At 38.2% G+C, this 25,804-nt stretch carries 22 protein-coding genes; 2 read left to right on the top strand and 20 right to left on the bottom strand.

The features are described 5' to 3' along the window. Positions 1-2: 2 nt before the first annotated feature. The 7 genes from ruvA to B3394_RS15010 form a co-directional block, all read right to left on the bottom strand. Positions 3-584: a Holliday junction branch migration protein RuvA gene (ruvA, locus tag B3394_RS15040; RefSeq protein WP_177731678.1), complete on the bottom strand. Its 582-nt coding sequence runs from the start codon at positions 582-584 to the stop codon at positions 3-5. A gap of 92 nt (positions 585-676) precedes the next feature. Beyond that, positions 677-2,968, bottom strand: a complete 2,292-nt coding sequence (locus B3394_RS15035) for an NADP-dependent malic enzyme (protein WP_273246454.1) — start codon at positions 2,966-2,968, stop codon at positions 677-679. Positions 2,969-3,118: 150 nt separating this feature from the next. After that, positions 3,119-3,958, bottom strand: a complete 840-nt coding sequence (locus B3394_RS15030; RefSeq protein ID WP_286926348.1) for a hypothetical protein — start codon at positions 3,956-3,958, stop codon at positions 3,119-3,121. A 144-nt stretch (positions 3,959-4,102) separates the two neighbouring features. Further along, positions 4,103-5,029 carry a tRNA epoxyqueuosine(34) reductase QueG gene (gene queG, locus B3394_RS15025; protein WP_177731668.1) on the bottom strand — a complete coding sequence of 309 codons (927 nt, stop codon included), beginning with the start codon at positions 5,027-5,029 and terminating at the stop codon, positions 4,103-4,105. 4 nt (positions 5,030-5,033) lie between these two features. After that, positions 5,034-6,056: a Holliday junction branch migration DNA helicase RuvB gene (gene ruvB / locus B3394_RS15020; RefSeq protein ID WP_177731665.1), complete on the bottom strand. Its 1,023-nt coding sequence runs from the start codon at positions 6,054-6,056 to the stop codon at positions 5,034-5,036. 65 nt (positions 6,057-6,121) lie between these two features. After that, the gene (locus B3394_RS15015; protein ID WP_286926300.1) at positions 6,122-6,406 is read right to left on the bottom strand and encodes a GNAT family N-acetyltransferase; all 285 of its coding nucleotides are present in this window, start codon (positions 6,404-6,406) and stop codon (positions 6,122-6,124) included. Beyond that, positions 6,399-6,629 carry a (4Fe-4S)-binding protein gene (locus tag B3394_RS15010; RefSeq protein WP_177731660.1) on the bottom strand — a complete coding sequence of 77 codons (231 nt, stop codon included), beginning with the start codon at positions 6,627-6,629 and terminating at the stop codon, positions 6,399-6,401. Before B3394_RS15010 ends, B3394_RS15015 begins: the two co-directional genes overlap by 8 nt. Before the next feature lie 93 nt (positions 6,630-6,722). Here B3394_RS15010 and B3394_RS15005 point away from each other — a divergent pair, with 93 nt between their 5' ends. Continuing rightward, positions 6,723-8,135, top strand: coding sequence for an APC family permease (locus B3394_RS15005; protein WP_286926256.1), 1,413 nt, complete (start codon positions 6,723-6,725; stop codon positions 8,133-8,135). A 49-nt stretch (positions 8,136-8,184) separates the two neighbouring features. Here the strand turns inward: B3394_RS15005 and B3394_RS15000 are convergent, their stop codons facing one another. The 10 genes from B3394_RS15000 to B3394_RS14955 form a co-directional block, all read right to left on the bottom strand. Continuing rightward, entirely contained in the window at positions 8,185-9,471 is a 1,287-nt protein-coding gene (locus tag B3394_RS15000; RefSeq protein ID WP_286926241.1) for a vWA domain-containing protein, read from the bottom strand. A gap of 26 nt (positions 9,472-9,497) precedes the next feature. Further along, positions 9,498-10,964: a hypothetical protein gene (locus B3394_RS14995; RefSeq protein WP_286926239.1), complete on the bottom strand. Its 1,467-nt coding sequence runs from the start codon at positions 10,962-10,964 to the stop codon at positions 9,498-9,500. Between the two features lie 72 nt (positions 10,965-11,036). Next, the gene (locus B3394_RS14990) at positions 11,037-12,839 is read right to left on the bottom strand and encodes a cytochrome c oxidase subunit I (RefSeq protein ID WP_177731649.1); all 1,803 of its coding nucleotides are present in this window, start codon (positions 12,837-12,839) and stop codon (positions 11,037-11,039) included. 25 nt (positions 12,840-12,864) lie between these two features. Next, complete coding sequence (locus B3394_RS14985) at positions 12,865-14,037, bottom strand: cytochrome c oxidase subunit II (protein ID WP_177731646.1); 1,173 nt, start codon at positions 14,035-14,037, stop codon at positions 12,865-12,867. Positions 14,038-14,056: 19 nt separating this feature from the next. Beyond that, a complete protein-coding gene (locus B3394_RS14980; protein ID WP_286926236.1) occupies positions 14,057-15,535 on the bottom strand; it encodes a quinol:cytochrome C oxidoreductase in 1,479 nt (492 codons plus the stop codon). 28 nt (positions 15,536-15,563) lie between these two features. Next, positions 15,564-16,109, bottom strand: coding sequence for a c-type cytochrome (locus B3394_RS14975; RefSeq protein WP_177731640.1), 546 nt, complete (start codon positions 16,107-16,109; stop codon positions 15,564-15,566). Positions 16,110-16,117: 8 nt separating this feature from the next. After that, positions 16,118-16,642, bottom strand: a complete 525-nt coding sequence (locus B3394_RS14970; protein ID WP_177731637.1) for a DUF3341 domain-containing protein — start codon at positions 16,640-16,642, stop codon at positions 16,118-16,120. A gap of 6 nt (positions 16,643-16,648) precedes the next feature. Then, positions 16,649-18,055 (bottom strand): NrfD/PsrC family molybdoenzyme membrane anchor subunit, encoded by a 1,407-nt coding sequence (gene nrfD / locus B3394_RS14965; protein WP_177731634.1) that lies wholly within the window; start codon positions 18,053-18,055, stop codon positions 16,649-16,651. Between the two features lie 40 nt (positions 18,056-18,095). After that, positions 18,096-21,146: a TAT-variant-translocated molybdopterin oxidoreductase gene (locus B3394_RS14960; RefSeq protein WP_286926234.1), complete on the bottom strand. Its 3,051-nt coding sequence runs from the start codon at positions 21,144-21,146 to the stop codon at positions 18,096-18,098. Between the two features lie 32 nt (positions 21,147-21,178). Further along, positions 21,179-22,453, bottom strand: a complete 1,275-nt coding sequence (locus B3394_RS14955; RefSeq protein ID WP_177731628.1) for a c-type cytochrome — start codon at positions 22,451-22,453, stop codon at positions 21,179-21,181. 217 nt (positions 22,454-22,670) lie between these two features. Here B3394_RS14955 and B3394_RS14950 point away from each other — a divergent pair, with 217 nt between their 5' ends. Next, positions 22,671-23,060, top strand: coding sequence for an SPOR domain-containing protein (locus tag B3394_RS14950; RefSeq protein ID WP_273246460.1), 390 nt, complete (start codon positions 22,671-22,673; stop codon positions 23,058-23,060). A gap of 133 nt (positions 23,061-23,193) precedes the next feature. Here the strand turns inward: B3394_RS14950 and B3394_RS14945 are convergent, their stop codons facing one another. The 3 genes from B3394_RS14945 to B3394_RS14935 all read right to left on the bottom strand — a co-directional run. Then, a complete protein-coding gene (locus tag B3394_RS14945; RefSeq protein WP_286926232.1) occupies positions 23,194-24,420 on the bottom strand; it encodes a hypothetical protein in 1,227 nt (408 codons plus the stop codon). A gap of 124 nt (positions 24,421-24,544) precedes the next feature. Continuing rightward, complete coding sequence (locus B3394_RS14940; RefSeq protein WP_286926230.1) at positions 24,545-25,159, bottom strand: DUF6705 family protein; 615 nt, start codon at positions 25,157-25,159, stop codon at positions 24,545-24,547. 6 nt (positions 25,160-25,165) lie between these two features. Then, positions 25,166-25,804, bottom strand: a 639-nt coding sequence (locus B3394_RS14935; RefSeq protein WP_286926228.1) for a hypothetical protein, incomplete at its 5' end; no start/stop codon positions are given.

Here is a 25,804-nt window from a genome sequence, read left to right as displayed (position 1 = left end):
AATTATAAGTTTTTTAAGGCTAGTTTAATGATTGACTCCACAGAAGCATCGGGATTGTCCTTTACAATTTTATCGACCACTTTTTCGGCTGATTTTCTCATAAATCCTAAAACCTCCAAAGCTGATAACGCTTCATTTTTATTTGTATTGCTTTCTACAGCAGAAACTTCCTCCAGATTATAGACTTTTAGCACTTTATCTTTCAGGTCCAATATGATACGCTGCGCCGTTTTAGCACCAATTCCCTTAATGGACTGAACGGTAGCGACATCATTACCGGCTATAGCATGAATGATTTGCTGAGGTGTTATGGACGACAGCATGGTTCTTGCTGTACTTGCTCCCACTCCTGAAACGGAAAGTAATAGTTTGAATAGTTCTCTTTCGGCTTTTTCCATAAACCCAAAAAGTGTATGGGCATCTTCTTTTACCTGTAGAAAAGTATAGAGCTTTATGTTTTCTGAATTTGGCAATAACGAAAACGTATGGAGCGAGATATTTATGTGATACCCTACACCATTACAGTCTATAATTACCTCTGTTGGCGACTTTTCAGTTAGTCTCCCTTGAATATGTGCAATCATAATTACGTATTCGTTATTACCAAAAATAAGAAAAATCTTTTATTATCCTAATTTAAAAGGGATAAGTGTCAATTTATCCGATTTAGACCAAATTATCGTTTGGCTTGTTTTACCCTTTTTTCTTTTTCCTGAGCGTCCACTACAGCTACTGCTGCCATGTTTACCATTTCTTCCACACTGGCACCCAACTGGAAAATATGTACCGGTTTGTCCAAGCCCAGCATGATTGGTCCGATAGAAACCGCTTTATCCAGCTCTTTCAATAGTTTATAGGTAATATTCGCAGCATCCAGATTAGGGAAGATTAAGGTATTCACCTTCTTATTCGCTAATTTAGAGAACGGGAATTTGCTTTTCAGCATGTCGGAATTCAGGGCAAAATCGGTTTGGATTTCTCCATCAACAATTAAATCCGGGTAGTTTTTATGTAAATAGGAAACGGCCTCACGAACTTTGGAAGCACTTTCGTTTTTAGACGAACCGAAATTCGAGAAGGACACCATGGCAATTACCGGCTCCATTCCGAACATTCTTACTGTTTTTGCAGTCATTAAGGCAATTTTCGCCAGATCTTCCGATGACGGATTCGGATTGATTGCCGTATCGGCTAAGAAAAGCGGTCCTCTTTTGGTCATCATCAGGTTGGTAGTCGCCACTCTGGAAACACCATGTCCTTTTTCGATAAGTTCCAGCATTGGTTTTACAACCGTTGGGTAACTTCTGGAATATCCGGTAACCAAAGCATCTGCCTCGCCTTCGTTGATCATCATCGCGGCAAAGTAGTTACGCTCTCTCATCCATTTCTGAGCATCCAGCAAGGTTGTTCCTCTTCTTTGTCTGCTTTTCCAGTATGCTTCTGCGAAACGATTTCTTCTGGCTTCTTCTTCTTTTGTTTTCGGATCAATGATCAGTACTTCCTGTTCAAAGCCAATTTCTTCCATCAGTTCCTGAATGGTTTCTCTGTTTCCTAACAAAATAGGTTCACCGATTCCTTCTTCCGAAACAATTTGTGCTGCTTTCAACACATCCAAATGGTCCGCTTCTGCGAAGATGACTTTTTTAGGATCTATTTTAGCACGATTAATCAGCAATCGCAGCATTTTATTATCGGATCCCATTCTTTCCAGCAATTCCTCGCTGTATCTGTCCCAGTCAGTGATTGGTGCTGTGGCCACTCCGGATTCCATAGCAGCTTTAGCTACTGCCGGCGGTACCTGTGCAATCAATCTCGGGTCGAATGGTTTTGGAATGATATAATCCCTTCCAAAGTTTAGTTTTGTTTCGCCATAAGCGATATTCACCTGCTCCGGCACCGACTCTTTCGCTAAATTAGCAAGAGCGACTACCGCAGCTTTTTTCATTTCTTCATTAATTTTAGTAGCACGAACGTCTAAAGCACCTCTAAAGATAAAAGGGAATCCTAAAACGTTGTTCACCTGGTTAGGATGGTCCGAACGTCCGGTTGCCATAATAATATCTTTACGGGTTGCAATCGCCAGGTCATAATTAATTTCCGGACGCGGATTAGCCATCGCAAAAACAATAGGGTTTTCGGCCATACCTATTAACATATCCGGCGTTACGATATCGCCTGATGACAGTCCGATAAATACGTCAGCCCCCAGCATCGCATCTGCTAAAGATGCATATTCTTTATCTGTAGCATACACCCGCTGCATTTCCGAAATCTTCGGATCGTCTTTACGCAAGGCTCCTTTACTGTTGAACATGACAATATTTTCCTGCTTCACGCCAAAAGAAACGTAGAGGTTAGCACAAGCAATTGCTGCCGATCCTGCACCGGAAACAACCACTTTTACTTCGTCCATTTTTTTCCCGGCAAGTTCAACGGCATTTAATAAGGCGGCACTCGAAATGATAGCCGTTCCATGCTGGTCATCGTGCATAACCGGAATATTCAATTCTTCCACCAGTCTTCTTTCGATTTCAAAAGATTCCGGTGCTTTAATATCTTCCAGATTAATTCCTCCAAAAGTCGGAGCAATATTTTTTACGGTTTCAATAAATTTATCAACGTCTTTTGTATCAACTTCAATATCAAAAACATCAATATCTGCAAAGATTTTAAACAAAAGTCCTTTCCCTTCCATTACCGGTTTTGAAGCTTCCGGTCCGATATCACCCAAGCCCAAAACTGCTGTTCCATTTGAAATTACAGCTACTAAATTTCCTTTAGCGGTATACTTATAAACATTATTTACGTCTTTCTCAATTTCCAAACACGGTTCTGCTACTCCAGGAGAATAGGCTAAAGCCAGGTCTCTTTGTGTTGCATATTTTTTAGTTGGTACCACCTGGATTTTTCCCGGTGTCGGTTTAGCATGGTATAATAAAGCCTCTCTTCTTTTGCTGTCTTTATGCATAGTTTTTTATTTTACTAACAGACAAAGATAACGGTAAGTGTATAATTTTAGAAACTTTTAACAGCGAATCTTTTAAAAAAACACAACCCTCAAAAAAGCACAAAGGGCTGCCTGAAAAGACAACCCTTTGAGATACAATTAACTAAAATATTAATTAACAGTCATTCCAATCACTTCTTCCACATAAATAACGCATTTTGCCGTTGGTAATGTCGCTACCGTGCCGCCCGGATTAATGAACATAAATTCCACTCTCCAGAATTTATTGTAGTTCACATCGTCAACGGTAAGAGTGTATTGCCGTTTTTCACTGGTGCTTCCGCCGCCCGCCTGGATAAATCCGGATTCACCCCACCATGCCCAGGAGTTAGCAGGCAATGTCCGGGTATTGGGATTCGCCAGATTTGTAGCGGTATTGATAACCGTTCCGGAAGTATAGTTAATGGTTCCGCTGCCATTTCCGTAGTTCATAGCAGCAAAACCTGTTAAGTCGATATTCGATACTGTGTTATTCCGGATCTGAGGTGAAACATTTTCACTGGTCGTTCCACTTACAATATTGGGACTCAACAGTATTCTGAAAGAGAAATCACCAACATTGATACCGTTAGTACTTTGACCGGAGTACGGCCCGACATAGGCATAGGTTTTGATTTTAGCATTACTGCCGTTTGAGTTGGATGTTTCTGCGATATTGACCCATTTTGTACCGTTCCAGTAATGGTAGCCAACCGGCAGTTCATCATCTGTTCCAACAGCAACTGCTGTTGTATTATACACCATCAGGCCTACAGCCGGGTTGGGTATCGTGGCAATATCGGCATTCCCGGATAAGGATACCCGTGATAATAATGTTCCTTTGTTGTTTCCGGCAACATCCAACATAGCCGACTGATCCGGTGTTGCTGTTCCGATTCCTACCTGAGCAAATACGTTTACACAAAAAAGTATTAAAAGGGATACTAAAATTTTGGGGGGACTTTGTTTCATAGGATTATATTTATTAAAATTACTAAAAATTGCTTATTTCTCAAATTTTAGAAAATAAAGCAACCACATTATTAATAAATACAACAAAAAGCAGGCCAATAATATCAAGTTTTCATTAATTTAACAAATACTTATGCTGTCCGTTTAGTCTTTCAGGAATTTCAGGTTCCGAACCAGTCCCTGGTGTTTTGTTCTTTTAACGGCGGAGTTTTTAAATACTTTTCTGAAGGTGTCTTCCGTTATTTCTTCCCAATCTTTTTTAGAAAAAGAGAGTATGTCCCGATTGGGCTGCAATAGCGGTTCGTTATGAGGTTTTGAGAAGCGGTTCCACGGGCATACGTCCTGGCACACATCGCAGCCAAACATCCAATCGTCAAATTTTCCTTTGACTTCCGTTGGAATGTTTTCTTTTAATTCGATGGTAAAATAGGAAATGCATTTACTGCCATCTACAACATAGGGTGCTACGATTGCCTGGGTAGGGCAAGCATCCATACAGGCGGTACATTTCCCGCAATGGTCGGTAGTGGCATTATCATATTCCAGATCAAGATCCACAATGAGCTCTGCGATAAAAAAGAAGGAGCCCACCTGTTTGGACAACAGGTTACTGTTTTTTCCAATCCAGCCCAAACCGCTCTTTGCCGCCCAGGCTTTGTCTAAAACCGGAGCCGAATCTACAAAAGCCCTGCCGGACACTTCCCCGATTTCTGTTTCGATAAAGTGCAGCAGTTCCCTGAGTTTTTCTTTTATCACAAAATGGTAGTCTTCCCCGTAAGCATATTTTGAAATTTTATAGCTTCCGAAGCTTTGCTGTTCTGCCGGATAATAATTCAACAGTAAGGAGATAACACTTTTGGCATCATCAACAAGCAGTGTCGGATCCAGTCTTTTATCAAAGTGATTTTCCATATAGCTCATTTTTCCGTTTCTGTTGTTTTTCAGCCAGTCTTCCAGACGGGGTGCTTCTTCTGCTAAAAAACCGGCTTGCGAAATACCACATGACAAAAAACCGAGGCGTTTGGCTTCGGTTTTGATGAGATCTGTATATTTTGCTTTATTGTTAATCATGGTCTTAAAACAATCCTCCCTGAATATTGGTTCTTATTCTTCCCAGATGTTTATAGGCTTTATCGGTCACTTCCCGTCCCCGCGGTGTCCGGATGATAAATCCTTCCTGAATTAAAAAGGGTTCGTACACTTCTTCGATTGTTTCCCCGCTTTCCGATACGGCTGTTGCCAGAGTGGACAATCCCACCGGGCCGCCTTTAAATTTATCGATTATAGTGGTTAAGATGCGGTTGTCCATTTCATCCAGTCCATGGGCATCGACATTCAGGGCTTTTAGTGAGAAACGGGCAATTTCAATATCAATTTTTCCGTTTCCTTTTATCTGGGCAAAGTCACGAACACGTCGCAGTAAAGCATTGGCGATACGCGGTGTTCCGCGGCTTCTTCCTGCAATTTCAATGGCCGCTTCCATCGTGATAGGCATCTTCAAAATAGAAGAGCTTCTCTGCACAATGGTCGTGAGCAGTTCGGTATTGTAATATTGCAGCCTGCTCTGGATTCCAAAACGGGCACGCATTGGTGCTGTTAACAGTCCGGAACGTGTGGTTGCACCTACCAGCGTAAACGGGTTCAGGTTAATCTGAACTGTTCTGGCATTCGGACCGCTTTCGATCATGATGTCAATTTTGAAATCTTCCATAGCCGAGTACAGGTATTCTTCAACTATAGGACTCAATCGATGAATCTCATCAATGAACAAAACATCACGCTCGTCCAGATTTGTCAGCAAACCGGCTAAGTCTCCCGGCTTGTCCAAAACCGGACCGGAAGTAATTTTAATATTCACATCTAATTCATTGGCCAGAATATTAGCCAATGTTGTTTTCCCTAATCCCGGTGGCCCGTGAAATAAGGTATGATCCAGTGCTTCTCCACGCATGTTGGCAGCCTGAACAAATACTTTCAGATTTTCCAGTACCTGATCCTGTCCTGTAAAATCGCTAAATGACAGCGGTCTCAATTTTTTTTCTAAATCGAGTTCCTCTGCATTATATTTTTGGTTTGTTGGATCTAAATGTTCATTCATGCGGCAAAGATAGAAAATGTTTACTTGCCAAACCGTTTATTCGTTCTTCATACTGCTTTACCGTATTAATGTGCCACAATAGTTTCCCATTCCGGATGCCGTTTGATATAGGCCGCCACAAACGGACATAAAGGGACTAACGAAAAACCATTGTCTTTAATATAGTTCAGTGTTTTGAGCACAATTGCATTCCCCACTCCTTTTCCAGCCAGTTCCGCCGGAACTTCGGTATGGATGAGGTATATTTTTTTATCTTTTATTTTATAATCAATAAAGGCTGTGTAGCCTTCCACTTTCAGTTCAAAGCGGTTTTTTTCCTGATTATTGACTAATTTCAAATGATCATCCATTGTTTTCTTTTTTATTGTAATAAAACGATAAGGCACCCGAAGGACATTGTTCAATCTGATGGATTATTTCTCCGGAACTGGCCTTACGGACTTCGATCCAGGGGGTAATTTTAGGACGGAATACTTCCGGAAGTCCACGAACGCAATTTCCGGAATGTTCACATAATTGTTGCTTCCAAACCACAGTAACTTCTCCGTTGCTGTACTCTTTTACGTTTTCCATAATGTTTTGTTTTTGTCTTTATGAAAGTTACAAAAAAAAGAGCAACAAAACTCATTTTTCATATCTTTAACCCTAATAAATCATTAATTCTATATGCATAACGAAACCCCAACTTTAAAACGAGAATTAGGTCTTCTGGACGGCACCATGCTTGTGGTAGGCTCGATGATTGGTTCCGGAATTTTTATTGTGAGTGCCGGAATCACTCAGAACATAGGCAGTGCCGGATGGCTGATTGCGATCTGGATTGTTTCTGCTTTAATAACCATAACGGCTGCCGTTAGCTACGGAGAGCTGAGTGCTATGTTTCCGCATGCCGGCGGGCAGTATATTTATTTAAAGGAATCCTATAATAAGCTGATTGCTTTTTTATACGGCTGGAGTTTCTTTGCGGTCATACAAACCGGAACCATTGCCGCTGTTGGCGTCGCCTTTTCAAAGTTTACGGCCTATCTGATTCCTGCGGTAAGCGATGAGAATATCCTCTATGAAATCGGTTCATTTAAGCTTAATGCAGCACAGCTGGTTTCTATAGGAACCATTATTTTCCTGAGTTATATTAACAGTAAAGGGGTTCGAAACGGAAAATACATCCAGACTATTTTTACCATCACGAAGATCGCCTCCCTTTTTGGTTTGATCATTTTCGGTTTTATCCTGGCTGCCAAAGTCGATATCTGGAATGCAAACTGGACGGATGCCTGGAATGCACAGTCTTTCCAGAAAGACAGCAATTCATGGATTCCTGTTTCCGGATACGCCTTAGCATCGGCTATCGCTGCATCCATGGTAGGCTCCTTATTTTCCAGTGATGCCTGGAACGGGGTTACCTTTATTTCCGGAGAGATTAAAAACCCGGAACGCAATGTGGGTTTAAGCTTGTTTTTAGGGACTTTAATTGTGAGTGTCATCTATATCTTAGCCAACGTGATGTATCTTGCCGTAATGCCGCTGCAGGAAATTGCTTTTGCTCCATCGGAAAGGGTTGCCGTAGCCGCATCGCAGCACATTTTTGGTGCAACCGGAACCATTGTCATAGCGATCATGATCATGATCTCGACTTTTGGCTGCAACAATGGTTTGATCATGGCCGGATCCCGCGTGTATTACACGATGGCAAAAGACGGTTTGTTCTTTAAAAAAGCCGCCGAGTTAAACAAAGCCAGCGTACCGGGCTGGGGATTATGGATCCAGTGTATCTGGGCTTCCTTTTTGTGCCTGACCGGGAAATACGGGGATTTACTGGATTATGTAATGATCATTGTAATCATCTTTTACATACTGACGATATATGGTATTTTTATTTTAAGAAAGAAAATGCCGGATGCCAACAGACCATATAAGGCTTTTGCCTATCCGTTTTTACCGGCTTTGTATATTATCGTAGCATCAGCTATATGCATTGCTTTACTGATCGACCGCACCAGTACGTGTGGTTGGGGCGTACTGATCATGCTTGCCGGAATACCGGTTTATTATATCACAAGACCAAAAGAAACTGCGTAAATAAATTATCATTTATAAAAAAGGTTGGACATGTCCAACCTTTTTTCATTTAATTCTTAATTATTTTTTCAGTGTATATCTCACCATTCTCTGTTTGTATCATGAGTAGGTATATACCTACTTTAAAACTGGTTACATCGAGAAGAAAAGCATCATCAGCATTAGTGATTTTACTTCTAAACATTTCTCTACCATCAATCGAACTCACAATTAACTCCCTGCTATTTACTGGTAAAATAATATTCACAGAAGAACTGGAAGGATTCGGACTAACATTTAAGCTATTCTTTCTATCTACTTCTAATCCCCCGGAATCTTCCTTACTATTTTTACCTGCGTAATTTCCGGTACAACCTTCTATATACCCTCTAAATCTTGATCCATTTGCCGAATAAAAACCATTTGTTAATACAACCTGATCTCCGGCATGATAAATCGCAACAGCCCCGTTATTAACTTTATTAGAAGCCGTTATTAATGAAGAAGCCTGGTGGTTACTTTGCAAAGAGACTAATACATCATCCGAAGGAGACACCAGATTTTTCACTGCAACACATGTTGGCTCTGTTACAGAACATATATTCTCACTAATCATACTAATTTCCGCATTGGTCAGCACAAAGTTTGTTTTTGGCAAATAAAATCGGGGAGTCACACCCGATCCATCAGGATCTGCAGCATAAGTTTCCACAGCACCTGTATAATTCCCCCCAACACTTGCAATTGCAGCACCAGCTGATCTGCTTATATTGTTTGGAGGCACATGAGTAACTACAAACTTAGCATTTCTATTAATCTTAAAACTAGTATAATTTTGAAAAGCTATATCTGCACCTATACTTGCTGGAAATGAATTAACCAAGTAAGAATCATTAGAACTTTGGCTTCTTGATGCATCTGTAAACAGATATAATACTAAAGAGTTGCCTGGAGTTTGTATTAAGCTCTGGTTCCCAAAAATATTAGCATTAGGAATAGCATCTAAAGCATTTCCAATTAAACTTAGTGATTGATGAGCATCATCTCCAGTTCCTCCCAAAACATTTGTTCTTCTTACAAAAGAATTAGCAATATTCAAATCATTTGTAAAATTAGATTCGATATATATTCTCTTCAGGTATCCACCGGTAGAATATTGAATTACTGCCACTCTATTTTGAGGATTACACGACAATATATTTTGAATAATTTTCTCAATAGAAACTTTCATATCAACATATTCCTGATTATCTATTGATTCACTATTGTCAATCCAAATAATGACATCAGAACCTTGCGAAAAGCTTTTTAAAGAAAGAAAGAAAAGAAAGACAATCGAAAAATATAAGTTTTTCATAATTTACATTTTTAATTAAACTTATATTATTGTTTCTTATTTAACAACAATCTTACTTGCTCTTTTAATTCTTCAATCTCTTTATTTTGCTTGATCAAATAAAGCGTTAACTCTTCGATTTTTTCCTGTTGGATTTTAGTCATTTCACCTAAAGCAATTCCCTCTTCTTTTACTTGTTGCGCAGAAGGCACATTTGGTAAGTGTCCGTTTTTATTGATAAAACTTTCAACATCTTTCAGACTTAACAAGTTATAATCTTTATTAAACACATAATCCGCCCAGGTAGATTGTAAACTAATACGAACTTCTTCCGTAAGGATTCCTCCTTTTACAAACAGGTTGTAATTTGATACGTTTACCGCACCAGCAGTAGTTGGGAAGTTTCCGAAATTTATTGAACTATTGCCTCCAATCCCCACTTTACCGTGCAACTTCAAAATATCATTGGCAAAATCACCAAAAATCAAAGGATTAGATGTGTTTGAATTATCAATAAATAATTGATTATTTACATTAGAAGCATTTTCACCTGCATGAAAACCAATCATCACGTTATTACTTCCTGCCGCATAACCTGCTCGCTCTCCTATTAAAACATTTCCGCCTCCTGTAGCATTATATCCCGCAATAGCTCCATAGATAGAATTACTGTTTTTAGCAGGAATATTTTTACCCGCTTCAAAACCTGTCAGGACATTATAGTAACCGGAGTCATTACTTAAACCAGCTGTAAACCCAATAAAGACATTATTATTCCCGGTAACACTATTTTGCCCAGACAAAGACCCTAAGAAAACATTATTACTTCCGTTATTTTTATCACCTGCATTTACACCAATATAAACATTGTCATTTCCTGTAACATTGGCCAAACCAGAGTTAGCACCAACAAAAGTATTGGCTCTACCAGCTGTATTCGCTTTTCCGGAATAAGAGCCCAGGAAAGAATTATGACTACCTGTTATGTTATCCATACCTGCTACAGCTCCAAAAAATGAGTTATCATCAGCATTTGTATTTAAACCAGCCAAACCTCCAAAGAAACTATTACGGGTACCCGAAACATTTTGAAACCCTGAAGATCTTCCCACAAAAGTATTCCAACCGGCATTATTATTAGCTCCGGATTCAAACCCAACAAAAACATTTTCAGCACCATTAACATTTTTCAATCCACTATTAAACCCAATAAAAACATTATTTCCTCCCCCATCATTTATCGCACCTGTAAATGCTCCTAAAAAAGTATTATTGCCCGATCCTTTATTTAATCTCCCTGATTTATATCCAATAAATGTATTGGCATTAGCTCCATTTCTGTTGCCAGCCTCATACCCTACATAAGTTGATTGTGGAGCTCCTCCCGTTCCGTTTATATTAGCTCCGTTACTGATTCCGAAACCGGTACTTTCAGTTGATTCAATCGGTTGCGCATTTAAAGCAACAACAGACAAAAATAACAACGCTAACAATAATTTAGTTTTTGTTTTCACAATAGTATAATTTAAATTAATATTTATTTCATAAAAAAAAGAGTCATAATTATGACTCTTTTTTTATTATTCCTAGTGATGTAATTGTTCTTCACCCGGCTTCATTGGTACATTCTGAGGAACGAAATCTTCATCATGTCCTGGTTTGCTATAGTCATAAGACCATCTGTAAACTTCAGGAATTTCACCTGGCCAGTTTCCGTGAATGTGCTCAACCGGAGTAGTCCACTCTAACGTGTTTGATCTCCATGGGTTTTGCGTTGCTTTTTGTCCTTTGAAAATGCTGTAGAAGAAGTTCCATAAGAATACTAACTGGAATGCTGCTCCGATTAAAGCGAACATTGTGATTAATACGTTTACGTCTGCTAAATCATCAAATAAAGGGAAAGCGGTGTTGGTATAGTAACGTCTTGGTAAACCTGCCATACCGATAAAGTGCATTGGGAAGAATACTCCGTAAGCACAAACTGCCGTTACCCAGAAGTGAATATAACCTAAGTTTTTATTCAACATTCTTCCGAACATTTTAGGGAACCAATGGTAGATTCCGGCAAACATTCCGTAAAGAGCAGAAATACCCATTACCAAGTGGAAGTGTGCAATAACGAAATAAGTATCGTGAACGTTAATATCTAATGTACTGTCTCCTAAAATAATCCCGGTTAAACCTCCTGTGATGAATGTTGAAACGAATCCGATACAGAATAACATAGCAGGGTTTAACTGAAGGTTACCTTTCCAAAGTGTTGTAATGTAGTTGAATGCTTTTACAGCCGATGGAATTGCAATTAATAAGGTTGTAAAGGTAAATACAGATCCTAAGAACGGATTCATACCTGATACGAACATGTGGTGACCCCAAACGATAGTAGATAAGAATGCAATTGCTAAGATTGATGTAATCATCGCACGGTAACCGAAGATCGGTTTACGGGCATTCGTAGCAATAACTTCCGATGTAATACCCATTGCAGGTAAGATTACAATATATACCTCAGGGTGACCTAAGAACCAGAATAAGTGTTCGAACAATACCGGAGAACCTCCCTGGTAATGTAAAACTTCTCCGGAGATAAAGATATCCGACAAGAAGAATGATGTTCCGAAGCTTCTGTCGAAAATCAATAATAATGCAGCAGATAATAATACCGGGAACGATACGATACCAATAACAGCCGTAACAAAGAAAGCCCAGATGGTTAACGGAAGGCGTGTCATGGACATACCTTTTGTTCTCAGATTAATAACTGTAACTACATAGTTTAGTGATCCCATTAATGAAGAAGCAATGAATATTGCCATAGAAACCAACCATAGTGTCATACCTGTTCCAGAACCTGGAATCGCTTGTGGTAAAGCACTTAAAGGCGGGTAAATTGTCCAACCTGCAGATGCCGGTCCGGATTCTACAAAAAGAGAGATAATCATGATAACGGAAGAAAGGAAGAACAACCAGTATGAAACCATGTTCATAAATCCGGATGCCATATCTCTTGCTCCAATTTGAAGCGGAATTAAAAGGTTACTGAAAGTACCGCTCAATCCGGCTGTCAATACAAAGAATACCATGATGGTACCATGGATGGTTACCAATGCCAAATAAATATCATTTCGCATAACTCCTCCCGGAGCAAATTTATCGCCTAAAAGGATTTCAAAGATTTTGAAAGACTCTTCCGGCCATGCAATCTGCATACGGAATAATAGCGACATTATAATACCGATGATACCCATAACAATACCTGTAATTAAGTATTGCTTCGCAATCATCTTATGATCTATACTAAAGATGTACTTTGTGATAAAAGTATCTTTATGGTGATGTTCGTGCCCGTGATCGTGTTCGTGACTGTTATCGTGTCCTACTGCTGACATATTTTTTAATTTATATTAAAAGCAATTATTTTTTTACTACTTGTGCTAAAACTTTAGTTGTATCAGCTACAGGAGCAGTCGCTTCCGGAGCTTTAGCTTCAGATGCAGCAGCCGGAGCTTCCGTTTTGTTAGCATCTTTAATAGCACTAGCTAAAGTAGGTTTCCCTTTTAACCATTTTTTGTAATCTGCTTCGCTTTCAACTACAATTTTCATTTGCATGTTGTAGTGAGAAGGACCACAAATTTTATTACATAATAATAAGTAATCGAAAGTATATGGATCTAAAGCGGTTTCACCTTTAGCAACAAGTTCAGCACTTCTTTTTGCTCTAATCTTATTGATGTTTGCTACTTTTTCAACGATAGCAGGATCCTGACGCATCTGATCTGTAGTTACAGAAGGCGTGAAAGCAAACTGCGTCACCATACCCGGAACACAGTTCATCTGCGCTCTGAAGTGTGGCATATAAGCAGAGTGTAAAACGTCCTGAGAACGAATCTTGAATACTACTTTTTTACCAACCGGCAAGTGTAATTCATTAACTACTTTATCATCTTGTGCATTTGGATCAGCCATGTCAACACCTAAAGTATTCACACCCTGAATGAATCTAACGTTTGCTTTACCTAATGAGTTGTCTTCACCGGCATAACGTGCTTCCCAGCTAAACTGTTTTGCATATAATTCAACGTAGATCACTTCTTCTTCTTCATCAACAAACATGATATTTGTCCATGCATATAATCCGTAAAGGATTAATCCTGCCAATACAATTACCGGGATAATTGTCCAGATAAATTCTAATTTATCATTATCAGCAAAATATAATGCTTTTTTGTCTTTACTACCTCTGTATTTGAATGAGAAGTAGTGCAATAATGCCTGGGTGATTGTTTGAACGATGAAAATCAAAACCATTGAAATCATCATCAGGTTGTCATAATGTGTTCCGTGTTCCGAAGCCGGAGTTCCCAGAACCAAATGTCCCCATTTCAATAAAGAGTAGATAGTGAATATATAAATAAACCCTAAGAACCCAAACATTAAATACCCATTAACATTATTATCTCTTTCGTTGGCAATTTCTGATTTTTCAACAGAAGACTGTCCAATTTGAGTTAAATCGAATATCTTAGTCAATTGCCATATAGCAACTCCTAATAAAACTACAACTATAAGTACCAATAAACCTGTCATTTGTTTATTACTTTAAATATTAATAATGAAAATGTTTACTTTCTTCAATTAACGGATTACGTTTTGCCAGTAACGGTGCTTTTGTTAAAGCCGTAAATACTACAAAGATGAATAATCCAAAGAAGAATAATAATGAACTGATCTCAGATACTCCAATAAACCACTGATCTCCAACAGTTGCAGGCATAATCATATTAAAGAAATCAATATAATGTCCAGTTAAAATAAGAATACCAGCCATTACTACAACCCATGTCAGACGTTTGAAATCTGTATTAATTAAAATTAATATCGGGAATACAAAGTTAAGCGCTAACATACCGAAGAATGGTAATTTGTAGTTCTCAATTCTTGTAATAAAATAAGTAACCTCTTCCGGTATATTAGAATACCACATTAACATAAATTGTGAGAACCATAAATACGTCCAGAATACAGAGATACCAAACATGAATTTTGCTAAATCGTGAATGTGGCTTGTATTTACATATTCTAAATGTCCTTTTGATTTTAAGTACAAAGTAACGAATGCAATAGTCGTAATACCGCTTACAAAGAAACTTGCAAACACATACCATCCGAATAATGTACTATACCAGTGTGGATCTACAGACATAATCCAGTCCCAGGAAGCAATAGATTCTGTTACGATGAAGAATACTAAGAATCCAGCCGCTAATTTGAAGTTCTTTTTGTAGAAAGAATCATCATTAGCATTGTCCTGTGCAAGGGAATTTTTTCTTGACAAGAAACGGTAAAGATTCCAACCTGCTAAGAAAATAGCAGCTCTGATCAGGAAGAAAGGAACGTTTAGGAATCCAACTTTACCCTGAATCAATTCATCGTGTTTTACTACTTCCGGATCCATCCAGATAAACAAGTGGTTTAAATGCATTCCGCTTGCAATTAACAGGATAAAGAAAATGATCGAACCCGGTAATAAATAACTGGTGATCCCTTCCATAACTCTGAAAAGTACCGGAGACCATCCTGCCTGTGCAGCCCATTGGATTGCATAGAAAGCAAGTACTCCAACAGAGATTAACATGAAGAAGATACAGGCAACATATAAGGCAGCCCATGGTTTGTTTTGCAACTGGTGTAAAACGTGTTCTAAATGTTCTTGATGTTCAGCATGTGCATCAGCTCCCTCATGTCCATGAGCGGCTTCAACTTTGTGATTATCGTTATGGTGCTCGTCAACTACAGGTGTAGCTGCGGCTTTAACAGTATCTTGTGCTGTTGTTTTTAATGAATCTGAAACTACCGCTTCAGTTTTAGCAGCCTCGTGGTGTGCCACATCGGTTGCAGCATGATCGTCGTGCGATTCATGTGCTACAGCCTCTGTATGATGTCCACCATGATGACTATCGGCTAAAATTTTCTCTACGTCTTCAACGGTCTTAGGTGCAGTCAAAAAACCAAATGCAATCCCTACTAACCCTAAAGCCATTAAGACAAATGCAAAAGTTTTTAATTTGCTTGAAAATGTGTACATATCTAATACTTTCAAATGTGTTCTACAATTATAATCCTGCTTTTAATTTCAACACGTGATCCACAACTTGCCAGCGTTCTTCCTGGTTCAATTGGTTTGCGTGAGATCCCATGGAGTTCAAACCATAAGTAATTACATGGAAAACACTTCCCTCTGTAACTTGTCTGTCGGCGTAACTTGGTACCCCTAAGAATTTTTCTCTTTTAACCAATTTCCCTTTTCCGTCTCCGTTTTCACCATGGCAAATTGCACAGTAAATATTAAAAAGTTGTGTTCCTCTTTCAGAATCAATGGTTGTAGAATCCAAAGGAGATTTCAGGTTTGCTTTAGCTAATTCATAGCCTGCTGTTGAATTTTCATATTCATAAGGTGTAAATCCTCTTGGGATAGAACCTTTTGCAGGTAACTGACCTTCCTTACCATTTTTGAAAGCTGCAGATTGTGAATACGTTTCATAAGCTACAGACTCGTACATATTTGGAAAGAACTGATAGTTAGGCTTTGATTTGTTAAAACAAGATGTTGTAACAATCGATACACCTACTAATGCTACTATTTTATATAAGGCTTTCATATCTTCTATTAATGCTTATCAATTACTTTAACTTCTACAGCACCCGTGTTTTTGAAGAAAGAAACCATATCTTCTTCGCTTCCGTGAAGTGCAACTTCCATTAAGAAGTGATCATCTGTAGTTCTTACATCAGGGTTTTCAGCTGCTTTGAAAGGCCATAATTTACTTCTCATATAGAAAGTAATAACCATTAAGTGGGCAGCGAAGAACACTGTTAATTCAAACATAATAGGCACAAAAGCAGGCATATTATCAATGAAGCTGAAACTTGGTTTTCCACCAATATCTTGTGGCCAGTCTACAATCATTACATAATTCATTAATGATGCAGCAACAGATAGACCAACTAAACCGTAAAGGAAAGAAGCGATAGCAATTCTTGTAGGTGCTAATCCCATTGCTTTGTCCAACCCGTGAACCGGGAATGGCGTGTAAACTTCTTCAATATGATGATGAGCGGCACGTGTTGCTTTAACAGCATCCATCAGGATGTCATCATCATTGTATATAGCATGTATAACTTTATTACTCATGATCTATTAATGATTATGTGAATTATGTCCTTCTTGTTCTCTTTGTCTCTTGTAATTATCTCCGGATGTTTTCAAGATTGTTTTCACCTCTGCCTGAGCAATTACCGGGAAGCTTCTTGAATACAATAAGAATAATACAAAGAAGAAACCGATTGTTCCGATATAAATACCAGCATCAACAAATGTTGGCTGGAACATTGTCCAAGATGAAGGAAGGTAATCTCTGTGTAATGAGGTAACGATAATTACGAAACGCTCGAACCACATACCGATGTTTACAACGATAGAGATAATGAATGAGAACATGATACTTGTTCTTAGTTTTTTGAACCACATGAACTGTGGAGAGAAAACGTTACAAGTCATCATCAACCAGTATGACCACCAGTAAGGTCCTGTTGCTCTGTTTAAGAAAGCATATTGCTCATACTCTACTCCGGAATACCAGGCAACGAATAACTCTGTAATATACGCGATACCTACGATAGATCCGGTAATCATTACAACGATATTCATTAATTCGATATGCTGAACAGTAATGTATTCTTCAAGATTTGAAACTTTTCTCATGATGATCAACAAGGTATTAACCATTGCGAATCCGGAGAAAATCGCTCCTGCAACGAAGTACGGAGGTAAGATTGTCGTGTGCCATCCAGGAATAACTGAAGTAGCAAAGTCAAAGGATACGATCGTGTGTACAGAAAGTACAAGTGGTGTTGCTAATCCGGCTAATACTAAAGATACTTCTTCAAAACGTTGCCAGTCTTTTGCTCTACCGCTCCATCCGAAAGACAGGATAGAATAAACTCTTTTAGTAAAAGGTGTTACCGCTCTGTCACGTAGCATGGCAAAGTCAGGTAATAAACCAGTCCACCAGAAAACCAATGATACTGATAAATACGTTGAAATCGCGAATACGTCCCAAAGTAACGGTGAGTTAAAGTTCACCCAAAGAGATCCGAACTGATTCGGGATTGGTAATACCCAGTATCCTAACCATGGACGACCCATGTGAATAATTGGGAATAAACCTGCTTGTACTACCGAGAAGATAGTCATCGCTTCCGCAGAACGGTTAATTGCCATTCTCCACTTTTGACGGAATAACAATAATACTGCAGAAATTAGAGTTCCGGCGTGACCGATACCAACCCACCAAACGAAGTTAGTGATATCCCATGCCCAACCTACTGTTTTATTTAATCCCCATGTTCCGATACCTGTAGTAATGGTGTAAGTCATACAGCCAACTCCCCAAAGGAATGCTGTTAAAGCGATAGAAAAAACTATCCACCATTGTTTGTTTGCTCTACCTTCAACCGGTCTAGCCACATCTACTGTTACATCGTGATAAGTTTTATCACCTATAACCAAAGGTTTTCTAATGGGTGCTTCGTAATGAGACGACATAATCCTTTATATTGATTCTTAATTAATTTATTTTACTTTTTTAGGTATTTCTAACTTTTACGTGATAGAATACATTTGGTTTTGTTCCGATGTGCTCCAATAAATGATACATTCTGTCATCTTCAGCTAATTTAGCTACTTTGCTTTCTTTATCATTTACGTCACCAAAGATCATGGCACCACTTGAACAAGCTGCAGAACAAGCCACATCAAATTCATCTTTACCTACTGCTCTGCCTTCGCGTTTCGCTTTAAGGATAGTAGCCTGAGTCATTTGGATACATAGTGAACATTTTTCCATTACCCCTCTTGAACGAACGTTAACATCCGGGTTCAATACCATACGACCTAAATCGTCATTCATGTGGTAATCGAATTCGCTGTTTTTGTTGTATAAGAACCAGTTGAAACGACGTACTTTATAAGGACAGTTGTTTGCACAATAACGAGTACCAACGCAACGGTTATATGCCATGTGATTTTGTCCCTGACGACCGTGTGATGTTGCCGCTACCGGACAAACTGTTTCACAAGGTGCGTGGTTACAGTGCTGACACATTACTGGTTGGAATGCTACCTGTGGATTTTCTGACGGATCTTCCATACCTGTAAAAGTATCGATAGAGTTCATTAATCCGGAAGCACCTTCTTTTAACTCCACATCACCTTTGAAGGTATCCTGAGAAGAGTAGTATCTGTCAATACGCAACCAGTGCATATCACGGCTTCTTCTTACCTCTGATTTACCAACAACAGGAACGTTGTTTTCAGCGTGACAAGCAATAACGCAAGCTCCACATCCTGTACAAGCATTCAAATCGATCGATAAGTTAAAGTGGTGACCGATAGAACGGTCGAAAGAATCCCAAAGATCTACTTTAGTTGCAGGTGTTTCTTTGTGATCTAAAGATACCATTGGAACAATATTCCACTCTGCAGCATCTTTAGTATTGAATATTTCAAGGGTAGTTTCTTTGATGATATCACCTCTACCCATTAATGTTTTTTGTAACTGAACACAAGCAAACTCGTGATCTCCGTTAGCTTTAGTAACCTTAGCTACCTGGTCAGATTTCATACCTGCATAAAGCGCATAAGCATTAACCCCAACCTGCATTTCCTGCTTCATTGCTTCTTTACGGCCATAACCTAAAGCAACTCCGATTGTTCCAACAGCCTGACCTGGTTGAATAATTACAGGAACGTTTTCTAACTTAACACCGGCAACTTCAATAGTTGTGTAACTTCCGTTCAAACCTCCGTTTGCAACATTGTAGTTTACCAATCCTAATTTTTCAGCATCTTTTTTAGCTACTGTTACATAGTTATCCCAAGACACACGGGTAATCGGATCCGGGAACTCTTGTAACCAAGGGTTATTTGCCTGTTGCCCGTCTCCCATTCCGGTTTTAGTATACAATACTAATTCTAATCCGCCAGCATTTTTAGCTTGTGCTAATTTTCCGGCAGCAGAACCGAAATCAGCAGCAGAACCTGCAAGAGGTGCTACTTCCGAAACAAAAACACCATCGTGTACCAAGCTATTCCAGGTTGTTCCGGTAGCGATAGCAGCGCTGGTTGCTTTTAGGAAATCATAATAAGAAGCCGGATTTCCTGTCCAGGACAATAATGCTTCCTGGAATTGTTTTGTATCAAACAACGGACGAATTGTTGGCTGCGTAATACTGTAGTGACCTTTGGCGATGGTTACATCACCCCAGGACTCCAGGTAGTGCGGCACAGCAACTGCGACAGCTGATTTTGAAGCTGTTTCATCTTCTTTTAATGAAAATGCAACCGATAATTTTACTTTACTAAGTCCTTCCAAGAAGTCTTTTGCATTTGGTAAAGTATAAACCGGGTTAACACCGTTCATAATTAAAGTATGAACTGCTCCCGATTTCATATCGTTAACCAATTGCGCTACCGCCTTAGCATCCCCCTTACGGATTAAACGGGTTGCAGCCGTGTTGAACGCTTCAGAACTTAAAGCTCTGTTAATAGCCAATACTAATAATTGTGCATTAACATCGTCCAATCCTGAAACTAAAACTCCTTTTCCTGCAGCAGCTTTTAATTGCTGAGCAGCTTTCATTACCGCTTCTTCATTGGCAATTTTTGAAGTTGCAACAGAAGCACCGGTAACTACATTGAATATTTTTACTAAAGCAAGTTTTTGATCTGTAACAGTCAAAGGAATACGCTTGTCTGCATTTGCACCCGCTAAAGACATGTTTGCCTCAATCTGGATGTGTTTCGACATTTTCCCGTTTTTAGGAATACGTCCTTTTGCATAACCTGCATCATATCCTCCACCTTGCCAATCTCCTAAGATATCAGCACCAACAGAAACAATAACATCTGCTTTTGAGAAATCATAATTTGGTAATGCTCTTTCTCCATAAACCATCTGGAAAGCATCAAGAGCATCAGAGCTTGATACTGCATCATAAACAACGTGTTTAGCCGTTGGATTTTTTGCAATGAAATCAGCAATCAATTTATCTGTTGACGGGCTTGCCATAGTTCCTGTTAAAAGAACGATCTGACCACCTTTAGCTTTTGCGTCAGATAAAGCTGCTCTTACTTTCGTATCTACTTCAGACCACGAAGCATCTTTACCTGCAATTTTTGATTGCTTTAAACGAAGACTATCATACAGTGACAATACAGAAGCGTGAACTCTTGCATTAGCACCGGTTATAGCATTTGGTAAGTTATTATTTTCTACTTTAATAGGACGACCTTCGCGGGTTTTGATCAGGATGTTTGCAAAATCAAAACCATCAGCAATAGTAGTTGCATAAAAATCTGCAACACCAGGGATGATTTCCTCAGGTTGAACTACATAAGGAATAGACTTGATTACCGGACCTTCACACGCAGCTAAAGAAGCTGCTGCTGTAGAAAATCCTACGTATTTCAAAAAGTCACGACGAGTAGTTGATGAAGTCGATAAAGTATCTTTATCTCCTAAAAATTCATCTGTTGGAATTTCTTCAACAAACTCATTGTTTCTTAGCGTCTCAACAATAGAACTATTTTCGTTTAGTTCTTCAACACTTTTCCAGTATTTTTTGTTTGATGCCATTGTATATAGATATTAGCTTCTTAATTTATTTATTAATAGTGACATTTACCACACTCTAAACCTCCCATTTGTGCAGCAGTCAATTTATCTACACCGTATTTTTTAGAAAGTTCTTCGTGTATTTTTTTGTAGTATTCGTTACCTTCAACCTTAACATTGGTTTCTCTGTGACAGTTCACACACCATCCCATTGTTAACGGAGAATGTTGTCTCATAATTTCCATAGTCTCAACCGGACCGTGACATTTTTGACATTCAAGACCAGCAACAGAAACGTGTTGTGAGTGATTGAAGTACACAAAGTCAGGAAGATTATGAACACGAACCCATTTAACAGGTTTCACTTTTCCTGTATATTTTTGAGCTGTTTTATCCCAACCTACCGCATCGTAAAGTTTTTGAATTTCAGCAGTATAGAATTCTTTTGTATGATCCACATAAGTAGAATCTGCATCCCCCTGGAATTCATTAATGTTTTTATGACAGTTCATACAAACATTCAACGAAGGAATACCTGAAGTTTTACTTACTCTGGCAGAAGAGTGACAGTATTTACAATCAATACCGTTATCACCAGCGTGAATTTTGTGAGAGAAATGGATTGGCTGAATCGGCTCATACCCCTGATCTACACCTACCTGCATTAAATATCCGTAGATAAAGTAAGCTCCTACCAAAAGCATAAGTATTACAGAAACAAGCACTAAGAACTGGTTTCTGGCAAAAGCAATCCATAACGGAATTGATTTTTCTTTTACCGGCAGCTCTACACCGTTAGCCTTTGCAATCTTGTTAAGTACATTCTTAACAAACAGCAACATCGCTACCAACATAGCCAATACTACACCCAATACTCCTAAAACCAGATTATTAGAAACTCCGCCTTCCTGAGCAGCTCCCGTAGCTCCTGCTGTTGTAGCAGCCGCTTTAGGCTCTTCTTTAGGCTGAGAAGTATACGCTAAGATATTATCAATATCCGCATCTGACAATTGAGGGAAAGCAGTCATCGCTACTTTTCCATTTTCTTCAAACACTTTGATAGCCTTAGCATCACCTGATTTGATTAATTCCGGACTGTTTTTAATCCATTTATGCAACCAGGCTTTATCATATTTTTCCGCAACATTACGAAGCGCAGGCCCCGTCATTTTTGCGTCCAGCTTATGACAAGCGGCACAGTTAGAATTAAAAAGCGCTTTACCTGCAGCCGCATCCTGAGCTTTTGAGGTAAAAGAAAAAGATAGCACAAATGCTAAACTGAACAATAAAATCTTTGAAAACGATTTATGGTTACCCACTTTTTTCATAGTTAAAATGATTATCAACTAAATTTGGCATGATTTTATCAGAAACCTAATTTCAGATAAATAAATACCTTATTTATAAACTCCGACAAAAATACGACTTATGTATTATTCTAAAAACCTTAAATTTGTCTTAATTGTAATTTATACCCATTCTAAATAAACCTGAGAAAATTCTTTTAATTATATAATTGTATTTTTGCAGTAAACAGACTTCATTATGAGAATCTTAAGAGTAAACAAAAACCACTTCCTTCCTTTAATAGCACTATTTTTAGGATACACTTCCAACGCGCAGACCGCAAAAATTAACATTGATCAGGACCCGAAATTTGAGCAACTCCTGAATGAGAAAAGAAAAATCAATTCCTCTATAACCGTTAACGATCGCTATAAAATTCAAATTTTTTACGGCACTAATGAAGAAGCCAAAAAAACACTGGCGAGTTTCAGAAAAGAATTCCGGAATATAGACGGTACCATCGTTTATAACAATCCAACCTACAAAGTATGGATTGGCAGCTTTAAGACCCGCATAGAGGCCGAAAAGAACCTTAACGACATTAAAAAGAAATACCCGAACGCTCTTTTAATACGGCCGAATAAATAATGACCAGTCTAAAACAGGCTGATACGTTTTACAATATCATTTACAGTAACCAGTCAGGATTTCCCGGCTGGTTTTTTTAATGCATAACCTTAGGTGTTTGTACAGATAAACCCCAATGAGGTCATGTATGGTTTTAACAGTTATAATCTGCTTCAGGGATTTTAACCGGCTTTTTCGTCATTTGCTTCAATTGCTTAGCAAACGGATCAAAGAAATAAGTGTCGTCCTCAATAAAAATGTCCCGATAATTTTCTGTTTTAAGACGAACAATAAAAACTGCATATCCAGGACCTTTTGCAGGAAGAACATTCTGAAATGTAAAACATTCAATTTTTTCAAGGTCCAGAATCAATGCAGTATCTATTCCTGCAAATCCGATTTTATTATTAGCACTATCGAGCCAGATACCACTTTTCTCTTTCAGTAATGCTTTTACTTTTTGTGGAATATGTTTAACGTCATCATTATCAATATACCTGACTTTCAGATCCAATTTATTATGGAAGGATATTAATCCGGATATTTCCATTACTTCTTCATACTCTTTATTTTCCAAAAAATACCTGTATTCCCGTTTGTTACAGAAATGAAGCGATGTACTGCCATCGTCATAAGCAGAACCTTTATCGTAGGTATAACAAATAGAAACATCTATACCTTTTGCCAAAGCAAATTGCAGATAACACTGGTCTTCTCTTTCATAGCCGTATTGATTAATATTAATATCAACATCGTCACCGATCCAGAGTCTGCGTAGTTTTTTATAGCTCTCATCGGTATTGGTTGCATCATACAGGTCTACGAAAAACTCCTGTACAGGGCGATTAGTACTGGCGTTGCCTGCATATACTTCTAATTGATCGATAAGAATACCTTCTATTCTAACCGGATATTTGAATCTTAAATATTTAGCGCCGTAATCGGTAAAATAAACTGCGACACAACCCGATGCTTCCAATTGCTCGTAAGTAGTATCCCAGGATATCATCTGTCTGGACGCTGCATATACTTCGTAGCCAGAATCACCATCATCCGGATATTCGTCCAGAATCTGATAATTTTGGGGCATTTTTTTTGCCCAGATTTTTACTTTCTCATCTTCTTTTCTTGCTCTGCACACTCCAAAAAAGGTTTCGTCATCAAAACAAAACCGATCTGACAGTTCGCGATACACCTCTTCAAATCCCTGTAATTCAGTGGATATATAGTGTTGATAATCTGCAAAAACAAACAGAAAGGCTACATTTCCTAAAACCTGTACATAAGCATATTTTAGTGAATTAATATTTGCTTTTTCAATGCTGCTATGATCTTTGTAAAAAAGTGTATCTCCTTCTATCCAGGTTTCTTTATTTACCATTTACTGTTCTTTTATATATTTAGTAAAATCATTATCAACATCTTTATTAATAAGCACCACTCTATAGCCTGTGCTTTACAGGAAAAAAGGAGAGAAACTAACAGTATTGTGAATATAGTTTTCATTACGGTTGTTTTATCAAAACATATTCACCGTATGGAAGCCGCATTTCATCAGGAGCGTTATCAGGTGGCATAAATGAAGTACCGTTTTTAAAGATTTTTGCAATTATCTTTTCAACACCATTTTCATTTTTATAACGTAATACAATTGCATTATCCAAATACTCTCGTTCAGAATCATTTATAAAAAGAATAACTCGTTTTTCATTTAAAAGGCACTCAGGACATTGTGGATATACTCCCCTATGGACAATACGATTCCCATATATATTATATCCTCCCGTGGTTGATGGAGGATTGCTAAGGATACTTAAAGTATTAACTTTCTCTATTCCATTTTCTATATATTTATATTCTCCAATCAGTAAGTCCTCGTAATAATTTTTCTTTTGGTAGTAGTCAAAAATAATTTTCTTAAACACAATAGTTAAAGTCGTATTCCCTTGTTGAAACTTCCATGTACCTGTATATTTATCAAATTCATTATCAACATCTTTAGTGTAAGTATTCGATTTATGATACATATCACTATGATCTTGTGAAAGAGGTACGATGGTTTGCGCCTTGCATGAAATAGCAATAAAAAAATAAACAGTAAATACAAATATATTATTCATGATAATTTAATTACAGTTAGTCTTTATTATAGGTTCGTTGGTGTTGGTATTCGAATCATTATTAAGAGATAATTTAGTCCAACCAGTTAAATCATCATTGGCATTATATAATGATATATTCAAATCATTTTCTTTTAAAAATTCTAAAAAAGTTTTCTGATAATTCTGTAAATAACCTATAGGTAATAATGTATTTTCATCAGCTAATTTATCATATCTTTTTCCAATATCGTTAATAAATTTCTTTCTTGAATCTTTATTCGAATAAATATCTAATAACTTTTGTATACTAACATGATCATCTGCACTGATAGCATAAATTCCTTGATTAGTTACTACAATATGTACTGGAATCGTTGGATCTGCAACTCCATTATTCCCTATAAAATTATGACGGGTATAAAAACCACTTAGTATAGCAACATCGTCATGAGAAAACATGGGAGCATGGCTACGGAGATGACAATGAATCCCTCCAAAAAGCATGGCAGACTGAGAATACCGAACAGAACTCTCTCCTGTACTCTGATAAGGCACTTCGGTTGCTATTAGTTTATTTTGCGGGTTTAGCGCCAGGTTATAGCCTTTTTCTTTAGTGCCGCCAAAAACCTGTTCACTATTCAGGGCACGAATAGCATTTTTAAC

This window comes from Flavobacterium sp. UBA4197 (genome assembly GCF_002379575.1).
In the GTDB taxonomy this organism is placed as follows: domain Bacteria; phylum Bacteroidota; class Bacteroidia; order Flavobacteriales; family Flavobacteriaceae; genus Flavobacterium; species Flavobacterium inviolabile.
Note: the sequence above shows the minus strand (reverse complement) of the source record. Positions and strands in the feature narration are given on the sequence as shown.

Coding starts and splice junctions, on each gene's coding strand:
- B3394_RS14955 (WP_177731628.1), bottom strand. CDS start 22,453: ATGAAAAAAGTGGGTAACCATAAATCGTTTTCAAAGATTTTATTGTTC.
- B3394_RS15015 (WP_286926300.1), bottom strand. CDS start 6,406: ATGGATGATCATTTGAAATTAGTCAATAATCAGGAAAAAAACCGCTTT.
- B3394_RS15005 (WP_286926256.1), top strand. CDS start 6,723: ATGCATAACGAAACCCCAACTTTAAAACGAGAATTAGGTCTTCTGGAC.
- B3394_RS14985 (WP_177731646.1), bottom strand. CDS start 14,037: ATGACAGGTTTATTGGTACTTATAGTTGTAGTTTTATTAGGAGTTGCT.
- B3394_RS15030 (WP_286926348.1), bottom strand. CDS start 3,958: ATGAAACAAAGTCCCCCCAAAATTTTAGTATCCCTTTTAATACTTTTT.
- B3394_RS14970 (WP_177731637.1), bottom strand. CDS start 16,642: ATGAGTAATAAAGTTATACATGCTATATACAATGATGATGACATCCTG.
- B3394_RS15000 (WP_286926241.1), bottom strand. CDS start 9,471: ATGAAAAACTTATATTTTTCGATTGTCTTTCTTTTCTTTCTTTCTTTA.
- B3394_RS14975 (WP_177731640.1), bottom strand. CDS start 16,109: ATGAAAGCCTTATATAAAATAGTAGCATTAGTAGGTGTATCGATTGTT.
- B3394_RS14940 (WP_286926230.1), bottom strand. CDS start 25,159: ATGAATAATATATTTGTATTTACTGTTTATTTTTTTATTGCTATTTCA.
- B3394_RS15035 (WP_273246454.1), bottom strand. CDS start 2,968: ATGCATAAAGACAGCAAAAGAAGAGAGGCTTTATTATACCATGCTAAA.
- ruvA (WP_177731678.1), bottom strand. CDS start 584: ATGATTGCACATATTCAAGGGAGACTAACTGAAAAGTCGCCAACAGAG.
- B3394_RS14960 (WP_286926234.1), bottom strand. CDS start 21,146: ATGGCATCAAACAAAAAATACTGGAAAAGTGTTGAAGAACTAAACGAA.
- B3394_RS14980 (WP_286926236.1), bottom strand. CDS start 15,535: ATGTACACATTTTCAAGCAAATTAAAAACTTTTGCATTTGTCTTAATG.
- ruvB (WP_177731665.1), bottom strand. CDS start 6,056: ATGAATGAACATTTAGATCCAACAAACCAAAAATATAATGCAGAGGAA.
- queG (WP_177731668.1), bottom strand. CDS start 5,029: ATGATTAACAATAAAGCAAAATATACAGATCTCATCAAAACCGAAGCC.
- B3394_RS15010 (WP_177731660.1), bottom strand. CDS start 6,629: ATGGAAAACGTAAAAGAGTACAGCAACGGAGAAGTTACTGTGGTTTGG.
- nrfD (WP_177731634.1), bottom strand. CDS start 18,055: ATGTCGTCTCATTACGAAGCACCCATTAGAAAACCTTTGGTTATAGGT.
- B3394_RS14945 (WP_286926232.1), bottom strand. CDS start 24,420: ATGGTAAATAAAGAAACCTGGATAGAAGGAGATACACTTTTTTACAAA.
- B3394_RS14990 (WP_177731649.1), bottom strand. CDS start 12,839: ATGTCAGCAGTAGGACACGATAACAGTCACGAACACGATCACGGGCAC.
- B3394_RS14950 (WP_273246460.1), top strand. CDS start 22,671: ATGAGAATCTTAAGAGTAAACAAAAACCACTTCCTTCCTTTAATAGCA.